Here is an 8,346-nt window from a genome sequence, read left to right on the forward strand (position 1 = left end):
CCCCCCCCCCCCCCCCCCCCCCCCCCCCCCCCCCCCCCCCCCCCCCCCCCCCCCCCCCCCCCCCCCCCCCCCCCCCCCCCCCCCCCGCCGGCGCCCCCCCCCCCCCCCAGGCCCGGGAGGGGCCGTGGGCGGCCGGGAGGCGGTGGCCGGTCGTCCAGGGGGCCGGTCGTTCAGGTGGCCGGTCGTTCAGGTGGCCGGTCGTTCAGGGGGCCGGCACGGTCACCGCCGCCAGGACGCGGCCGTCGTGGACCGCCCAGCGGCCGTGCAGCCGGGCCGGCTCCCCGTCGCTGGCGTCCGGCACGCGGACGGTGAACGCCTCGCCCCGCAGCTCGGCCTCCACGTGGAGCATGCCCAGCCAGCGCCGCGTCAGCGGCCACCACGCCTTGTACGCCGCCTCCTTGGCGCAGAACAGCACCCGGTCGCCGTGCACGCCCCGCGGCGCGGACCGCAGGGCCGCGGCCTCCTCCGGCGAGGCCACCAGGCCCAGCAGGCCCGGGCTCAGGGCCTCGTGCGGTTCGGCGTCGATGCCGAGGGAGAGGGCGTCGCGGGCGCGCGCCACCGCCGCGCCGCGGTAGCCGGCGCAGTGGGTGAGGCTGCCCACCAGCCCCGGCGGCCAGCCCGGCTCCCCGGACGCCCTGCGGGGCAGCACGCCGCACGACGCGCCGAGCGCGGCGACGGCCTCCTGCGCGCAGCGGCGCACCGTCACCGACTGCGCGCGCTCGCGCGAGCCGGCCAGCCCGAGCAGCTGCACCTCCTGCGGCAGGACGTCGGCGAGCTCCACGTCGGCGGTGCGCTCGGCGCACCGCGCGAACGCCGGCAGGACGGTCGCCAGAGCCGGCGACCGCCCCCCGGGGACGTCGTCCACCACGCCGCCCGTCACGCCGCCCGTCACGTTCGCGTCAGCCGGTGGCGAGGCCCGCGCCGAGGCAGACCACCGACGCCGTCACCAGGACCGCCCGCACGGCGTTCCAGCGTCGCCAGGGCACCTCAAAACCCCCGCGCGCCGACGCGGGGGCCCACGCCCCCGCGTCGAGCGCGTCGTTGAGCGGCAGGTTGCGCGCCACCGTCACCGCGAACGCCCCGGCGTGCAGGGCCAGGGCCGCGGCCGGGGCCGCCGGCGCACCGCCCCCGGCGACGGCGCTGAGCACCGCGCCCGCCGTGAGCAGCGGCGCGCCGAAGAACGACGCCGCGAACAGCGGGTTGCGGATCGCCGCGTTGATCGACGTCATCGCCTCCACGAACGTCCCGTCCGCGGTGCGCCCCAGGCCGGGCATCACCGAGCACGCGAACGCGTAGAACAACCCGGCCAGCCAGGCGGAGGCGACCAGCGCACCCAGCACCAGGACGTCGTGCAGCACGGACCCGCTCACGTGATCGACACACCCCCGTCCACGCTCACGACCTGCCCGGTCATGTAGCCGGCGTCCAGGAAGAACCCGACCGCCTGCGCGATCTCGTCGGTCGTCCCGAACCGGCCCATCGGGCACTTCTGCCGGATGCTCTCGGTCACGGAGTCCGGCAGCCCGCTGGTCATCTGCGTCACCATGAACCCCGGTGAGAGGGCGTTCACCGTCACGCCGCGTCGCCCGCACTCAGCGGCCAGCGTCCGCGTCATCCCGATGACGCCGGCCTTGGAGGCCGAGTACGCGGTCTGCCCGGCGGTCGCCACGATCCCCGACGGGGAGACGATGTTCACGATCCGGCCCCAGCGGCGCTTCAGCATCCCCGGCAGGCACGCCCGGCTGACGTGGAACGTGCCGACGAGGTTCGTGGCGATCACCGAGGCCCACTCCTGAGGCGACTGCATCGCCATCAGGGAGTCCCGGCGCACCGCGGAGTTGTTCACCACGACGTCCACCGGCCCCAGGGACTCGGTGATCCGCTGCTCCAGGCGCACCACGTCGTCCCAGTCCGCCACGTCCCCACCGACCACCACGGAGTCGTGGCGCAGTTCCCCGGCGGTGCGCTGCGCCGCCTCCCCGCCGGAGCGGTAGTGCACCACCACCCGGCAGCCCAGGGCGTCCAGGGCCAGCGCCAGGGACCGGCCGAAGTCACCCGAGGCGCCGGTGACCAGGGCCACCGGCGACGCCGGCCGCTCCCCGGTGCGCGGCGCGGGCACGGCCGCGGCGCGGGGCGCGGCGTCCTGGTCCAGCGCGGTCACGACGGCTCACCCCCGCCCCAGCGCAGCAGCACCGAGCCCCACGTCGTGCCCACGCCGAAACCCGCCAGCAGCACGAGGTTCCCCGGCCGCAGCCGCCCGGGGGCCAGCGCCTCGGAGACCGCGATGGGGATCGAGGCCGAGGCCGTGTTGCCGTAGCGGTCCAGGTTCGTGAACACGCGTTCCGGCGCCAGGCCGGTGTGCTTGACGATGGAGTCGACGATGCGGATGTTGGCCTGGTGGGGGACCACCAGGTCCAGGTCGCCGGCGGTGGACCCCGCCGCCGCCAGGGTGCGGCGCACCGTCGCCACGGTGAGCCGCACCGCGTTCAGGTAGACCTCGTTGCCGTTGATGCGGGCGTGGTGCAGGCCGTCGCGGACGGCCTGCTCCGTCACGGGCATGCGGCTGCCGCCGGCCAGGACCTGCACCGGGACCGGGGCGCAGCACGTGGTACCGCTGCCCCGGCGGGCACCGGTGCGGGCGGAGGGCGAACAGGTCCGCGTCCGGCGAGAGCATCGGCCCCGCCACCGGCGCCGCCCGCGGCTGCGGCGTCCCCCTCCAGCAGGACGCCGCGGCGGTGAGCGCGCTCAGCGCGGTGAGCACCGAGGGGTGCCTGGTGGTGCCCAGCGGCACCGTCGCGTCCCCGCCACCCGGACCCCGCGGGACGCCGCGCTGCGCGGGCAGCAGCGTCGGCGTCGCCGTGGTCACCCGCCGCTCGCTCGGGTCAGAGCGCGGCGGCCCGGACCGGCGCCCACACCCCGGTGGCGGCCGCCTCGCGGGCGTAGGCGGAGAAGTCCCCGGGCGCGCGGCCCAGGGCCCGCTCCACCCCGTCGGTCACCGAGGCGTTGCGGCCGTCGAGGATGATCGCGAACAGGTCCGCGAAGTCGCCGGGCAGGCCCTCGCGCTCGAGCTCGGCGGCGTACTCGGCGTGGCTGACGGGTTCGTAGCGGATCCCGCGGCCCGTGGCGCGGGACAGTTCGGCCGCGACCTCGGTGAAGCTCAGCAGCCGCGGGCCGGACAGCTCGTACACCTGGCCGGTGTGGCTGGGCTCGGTGAGCGCCGCCACCGCCACGTCGGCGATGTCGTCGGCGTCCACGAACGGCTCGACGGCGTCGCCGGCCGGGATGGACAGGACACCGGCGCGCACCGGCTCCAGGAAGAAGCTCTCCGAGAAGTTCTGGTTGAACCAGTTGCAGCGCACCACGGTCCACTCCAGCCCGGCGCGCTGCACGGCCTGCTCGCTGGCCACCGCGCCCTCCTCGCCGCGCCCGGACAGCAGCACGACGCGGCGCACGCCCACCGAGCGGGCGACGCGGCAGAACTCCTCGATCAGTTCCGGGACGCCCGGGAACGCCAGGTCGGGGTAGTAGGTGACGTAGGCGGCTTCCGCGCCGCGCAGCGCGCCCTCCCACGTGGACGCGTCCTCCCAGTCGAAGCGGGGCTCCGTCGAGCGCGACCCGGCGCGCACGTCCTGGCCCTTCGCGCGCAGCCGGTCGGCCACGCGACGACCCGTCTTGCCGGTCCCACCGATGACGACGATCACTGGCCCTCCTCCTGTCGCGGCCCGTGCCGCGGTGCGGTCGTGGGCCCCGCTGCGGGGCCGTGCCCAGTCGACCGCCGCGCACCCCTCCCCGGCCATGCGCGCACGCCGCACCCGCATGCGCCCCCGGCCCAGTCCCGCCCCGACCCGGCCCGTCCCGCGGGGCGGGCCGGGCGGGGGAGCGGTGCGGCTCAAGGCGGTGACGCGCGGTGCCGACACCACGGGCACCTCACCCGGACGGCGCAAGGAGCACGGCATGACCCCGTACCGCCTCGTCCTCGCCCTCACCGCGACGGCCGCCGCCGCGGCGGGTCTCGCGCTTCTGCCCGCCACCGGCGTCGCGGACACCGCCGACCGCACGCCGCCGGGTGCCGGTGCGGTCGAGGAGGTCGTGGACCGCGACGGCGGTCCCCGCTACGCACTGCCGCTGGACCGGGAGCGGGGCACCACCGGCGCCCTCGGCCCGCAGCGGCCCGCCTGACCTCCGCCACCCGCCGCGGCCGTCACCACCCCCGTGCTTCCCCGACGAGAACCACCGGGTGCTCACCCCGCAGCACGCGATCCCCTGGTACGAGGCGGTGTTCGCGTTCCTCGCCACCCACGTGCACGGGGTGGACCCGGAGGTGCCGGACCTGCTGCGCTGAACCGCCCGCCGGCGGGGCACGATGGGCGGCGTGGACGAGGACTGGGGACGGGTCGACGACCACCTCGCGCGGGCCCTGCTGCCCGCCGACGAGGTGCTGGAGCAGGTGCTGGCGGAGAACCGGGCGGCGGGCCTGCCCTCGATCGACGTCTCCCCGTTGCAGGGGGCGTTCCTGACGCTGCTGGCCCGCATCACCGGCGCCCGCCGCGTCCTGGAGATCGGCACCCTCGGCGGGTACAGCACCATCCACCTGGCCCGCGGGCTGGCCGCCGGGGGGCGCGTCGTCACCTGCGAGTTCGAGCCGCGGCACGCGGAGGTGGCGCGGCGCAACGTCGAGCGGGCCGGCCTGGCCGGTGTGGTGGACGTGCGGGTGGGGGCGGCGCTGCAGACCCTGCCGCAGCTCGAGCAGGAGGGGCTCGGCCCGTTCGACCTGGTGTTCATCGACGCCGACAAGGGCGGCTACCCGCAATACCTGGAATGGGCGCTGCGCCTGACCCGGCCCGGCAGCGTCGTCGTCGGTGACAACGTGGTGCGGCGGGGTCGGGTCGCCGACCCCGCCGTCACCGACCCCGCCGTCACGGGCGTGCGGACCTTCCTGGACGCGGTGGGTGCTCACCCGCGGCTGCGCGCCACCGCCCTGCAGACGGTGGGCGCCAAGGGCTGGGACGGTTTCGCGATCGCCGTCGTGGACTGACCGCCGGGAGCCGGCCCTCGGCCCGCACCGGGACCGTCAGGAGATCGGCTTGCCGCCGGTGACGCCGATGACCTCGGCGGTGATGTAGCTGGACTCCTGCGAGGCGAAGAACACGTACGCGGGGGCCAGTTCCGCGGGCTGGCCTGCCCGGCCCAGCGGCACGTCCTCCCCGAAGGAGCCGACCTGCTCCTGCGGCATCGTCGCCGGGATCAGCGGCGTCCAGATCGGGCCGGGCGCCACGCAGTTCACCCGGATCCCGCGCCCGGCCAGCATCTGCCCCAGGCCCTTGGTGAAGTTCACGATGCCGGCCTTGGTGGTGGCGTAGTCCAGCAGCGGTGGGGACGGCTGGTACGCCTGGATCGAGGCGGTGTTGATGATGCTGGAACCCTCACCCATGTGCGGCAGGGCCTTCTTCGTCAGCCAGAACATCCCGTACAGGTTCGTCTTGAACGTGCGGTCGAGCTGCTCGGTGGTGATGTCCTCGATGCCGCCGGGCTGAGCCATCTGGTAAGCGGCGTTGTTGACGAGGACGTCGATGCGGCCGAACTCCTGCACGGCCCGGTCGACGATCCGCTGGCAGGTGTCCTCCTCGCGGATGTCGGCGGCCAGCGCGACGCCCTTGCGCCCCGCGGCCTCGACGTGACCAACGGTGGTGCGGGCGTCCTCCTCCTCCTCGGGCAGGTGCACGATCAGCACATCGGCGCCCTCGCGGGCGAAGGCGATCGCCACGGCGCGGCCGATGCCGGAGTCACCGCCGGTGATGACGGCCTTCTTGCCCTCCAGGCGCCCGCTGCCCCGGTACGACTCCTCGCCGTGGTCGGGCTCGTCGCGCAGGTCCCCGGTGCGGCCGGGGTGCGCGATCTGCTCACCCTCGTTGTCGGGCTGGGAGTGCTGGGAGGTGGGGTCCTGCGGGGTGGTCTGGTCCTCGGCCACGGTGTCTCCTCGGTGGGCGTCGTCGGGGGCGGCCGCCCTCTTGCAGCCGTCCCCGGGGGCACGCTCGGTGACTACCCGCACTCGCGCGTCCCATGCGCGCCGCACCGGCGGCGATCGCTTCAGCCGTCCAGCAGCCCCGCGTCGTGCGCGACGATCGCCACCTGCACGCGGTTGTGCGCCTCCAGCTTCGTCAGCAGCCGCGACACGTGCGTCTTCACCGTCGCCTCGCTCATGAACAGCTCCCGGCCGATCTCGGCGTTCGACAGCCCTCGGCCCACCGCGCCCAGCACCTCCCGCTCCCGCTCGGTCAGCAGCTGCAGGCGCTCGGCGGCCTCCCGGCGACGCGGGTTCACCGCGTCCGCGGCGAAGTGCCCCACCAGCCGGCGCGTCACCGTCGGCGACAGCATCGCCTCGCCCGCCGCGACCACCCGCACCGCCGCGACCAGCTCGCGCGGCGGGGTGTCCTTCAGCAGGAAACCCGTGGCACCGGCCTGCAGGGCCTGGAAGACGTACTCGTCCAGGTCGAACGTCGTCAGCATCACCACGGCGGGCGCCTGCGGGCGGGCGGTGATGGCCTTGGCGGCGCTCAAGCCGTCCATCACGGGCATGCGCACGTCCATCAGGACGATGTCGGGGCGGTGCGCGGCGACGCCCTCGACGGCCTGGGCGCCGTTGCCGGCCTCGCCGACGACCTCGAGGTCCTCCGCGCTGGACAGGATCATGCGCAGGCCCGCGCGCACGAGGGCGTCGTCGTCCACCAGCAGCACGCGCGTGGGGCGCGCCGGCCCGGCCGGCGCCTCGGGGGTCGTCGACGCCTCGGGGGTCGTCACAGCGGTGCTCTCCGTTCGTCGTCCTGCTCGTCGGGCACCGGCGGCCGCTGTTCGCGCGCTTCGCCGCGGCCGGCCGCCACCGGTGCGGGGGTGAGTCTGGCATCCGGCGGCGTCCACGCGCTGGAGGTCCGTCGCGGGGCCCTGCCCTCCGGCAGCGGCCACGGCAGCTGCGCCCGCACCGCGAACCCGCCGCCGGGTTCGGGGCCGCTGCGGATCGTGCCCTCGGCGAACCCCACCCGCTCCGAGAGCCCGACCAGGCCCGAGCCGGCGCCCGGCAACCCCGAGCTCTCCCCGTCCGGGCGGCTGTTCACCACCGACACCAGCAGCTCGCGGCCCACCTCCCCGGAGATCGTCACGACCGTCGGGGCCGACGGGGCGTGCTTGTGCACGTTCGTCAGGGCTTCCTGCACCACCCTGTACACGGTGCGGCCCAGTTCCGCGGGCACGTCGGCGTGCACGGGCACGTCGGTGCGGAACTCCGCCGCGACCCCCGCCTCCCGGCTGGACTCCACCAGTGCGCGCACGTCCACCAGCGTGGGCTGCGGGGCCAGCTCCGCCGCCGCGGCCGCCGTCCCGGCCGCGGCGGTGACACCGGTGCCGGGGGTGCGCAGCACGCCCAGGACCCGGCGCAGGTCCTCCAGGGCGGTGCGCGCCGTCTCCCTGATCGTGGCCGCCGTGGCCTCCACCTGGTCCGGGCCCACGTCGGGACGCACCTCCAGCCCGCCGGCGTGCAGCGCCACCAGGGAGATGCGGTGCGCCAGCACGTCGTGCATCTCCCGCGCGATGCGGGTGCGCTCGGCCAGCCGGGCCTGCTCGGCGCGCAGCACCTGCTCGTGCTCGGCGCGCTCGGCGCGCTCCCACAGGGAGCAGACCAGGTCGCGGCGGGCGCCCACGTACGCGCCGACGAACACCACCAGGGCCGTGCCCAGGGCGGCGGTGAAGACCGAGAACCCCCAGCCGTCCAGCGTGGTGCGCACCGCGGCCGTGGAGGAGGCGAGGAAGCCCACCACCGCCAGCAGCACCAGCAACCGGTCGCGCCGGCGCGCCGCCAGGGTGAGCAGCGCGAAGAACATCGCCCCGTCGAAGGCGACGACCAGCGCCACGAGGACCGACCAGACGGTGACGGCGACCGGGTGCTGCCGCCGCCACCACAGCGAGACGCAGGTGCCCAGCACGACGAGCAGGAGCGCGGCGTCCCCCACGCCGACGTGGGACAGGTCCAGCGGGCTGGCGATCAGGCCGTCGCGGGCCGAGGAGGTGGGCCCCTCGACCTGCGCGGAGAACCACACGACCGCCACCAGCAGGGACAGGACGATCGTCAGCACGTCGCGCAGGCGCGGTGCGAAGGGCCAGCGGGCGACGCGGGGGTCGCGCACCGGCGGGAGGGCCGGCGGAGCCGGCGGCGGGGCGGCGCTCACTCCCACAGCGTAGGTACCCCCTGACGAGGGGCCGTCGTCCGATCGTTGCGCCCGGCACCCGACCTCCGTCGCACCCCGTGCCCCCTCCACCCCGCGGTGATCGGGGAGGTCGCGACTCCCCCGATCACCG

10 protein-coding genes are annotated in these 8,346 nt (G+C 76.1%); 2 read left to right on the forward strand and 8 right to left on the reverse strand.

Translation table 11 applies throughout. The features are described 5' to 3' along the window. Nucleotides 1-202: 202 nt before the first annotated feature. The 5 genes from ACRYR8_RS20340 to ACRYR8_RS20360 all read right to left on the reverse strand — a co-directional run bounded on the left by ACRYR8_RS20340 (nt 203) and on the right by ACRYR8_RS20360 (nt 3,701). Nucleotides 203-880: a 4'-phosphopantetheinyl transferase family protein gene (locus ACRYR8_RS20340; RefSeq protein WP_432486194.1), complete on the reverse strand. Its 678-nt coding sequence runs from the start codon at nt 878-880 to the stop codon at nt 203-205. Nucleotides 881-899: 19 nt separating this feature from the next. Then, nucleotides 900-1,370: an anthrone oxygenase family protein gene (locus tag ACRYR8_RS20345; RefSeq protein WP_432486072.1), complete on the reverse strand. Its 471-nt coding sequence runs from the start codon at nt 1,368-1,370 to the stop codon at nt 900-902. After that, entirely contained in the window at nt 1,367-2,161 is a 795-nt protein-coding gene (locus ACRYR8_RS20350; protein ID WP_432486073.1) for an SDR family oxidoreductase, read from the reverse strand. Before ACRYR8_RS20350 ends, ACRYR8_RS20345 begins: the two co-directional genes overlap by 4 nt. Then, entirely contained in the window at nt 2,158-2,553 is a 396-nt protein-coding gene (locus tag ACRYR8_RS20355; protein WP_432486074.1) for a 3-oxoacyl-ACP synthase III family protein, read from the reverse strand. Before ACRYR8_RS20355 ends, ACRYR8_RS20350 begins: the two co-directional genes overlap by 4 nt. Nucleotides 2,554-2,882: 329 nt before the next feature. Beyond that, nucleotides 2,883-3,701: an NmrA family NAD(P)-binding protein gene (locus ACRYR8_RS20360; protein WP_432486075.1), complete on the reverse strand. Its 819-nt coding sequence runs from the start codon at nt 3,699-3,701 to the stop codon at nt 2,883-2,885. A 253-nt stretch (nt 3,702-3,954) separates the two neighbouring features. Here ACRYR8_RS20360 and ACRYR8_RS20365 point away from each other — a divergent pair, with 253 nt between their 5' ends. Then, entirely contained in the window at nt 3,955-4,179 is a 225-nt protein-coding gene (locus ACRYR8_RS20365; protein ID WP_432486076.1) for a hypothetical protein, read from the forward strand. Between the two features lie 193 nt (nt 4,180-4,372). Further along, nucleotides 4,373-5,035, forward strand: a complete 663-nt coding sequence (locus tag ACRYR8_RS20370; RefSeq protein ID WP_432486077.1) for an O-methyltransferase — start codon at nt 4,373-4,375, stop codon at nt 5,033-5,035. Between the two features lie 36 nt (nt 5,036-5,071). Here ACRYR8_RS20370 and ACRYR8_RS20375 read toward each other — a convergent pair whose 3' ends face one another. From ACRYR8_RS20375 to ACRYR8_RS20385, 3 genes are all read right to left on the reverse strand, one after another. Beyond that, nucleotides 5,072-5,968 carry an SDR family oxidoreductase gene (locus ACRYR8_RS20375; protein WP_432486078.1) on the reverse strand — a complete coding sequence of 299 codons (897 nt, stop codon included), beginning with the start codon at nt 5,966-5,968 and terminating at the stop codon, nt 5,072-5,074. Between the two features lie 119 nt (nt 5,969-6,087). Beyond that, nucleotides 6,088-6,798: a response regulator gene (locus tag ACRYR8_RS20380; RefSeq protein WP_432486079.1), complete on the reverse strand. Its 711-nt coding sequence runs from the start codon at nt 6,796-6,798 to the stop codon at nt 6,088-6,090. Next, nucleotides 6,795-8,216, reverse strand: coding sequence for a sensor histidine kinase (locus tag ACRYR8_RS20385; RefSeq protein WP_432486080.1), 1,422 nt, complete (start codon nt 8,214-8,216; stop codon nt 6,795-6,797). Before ACRYR8_RS20385 ends, ACRYR8_RS20380 begins: the two co-directional genes overlap by 4 nt. Nucleotides 8,217-8,346: the final 130 nt, after the last annotated feature.

The organism is Kineococcus esterisolvens (assembly GCF_050871405.1).
In the GTDB taxonomy this organism is placed as follows: domain Bacteria; phylum Actinomycetota; class Actinomycetes; order Actinomycetales; family Kineococcaceae; genus Kineococcus.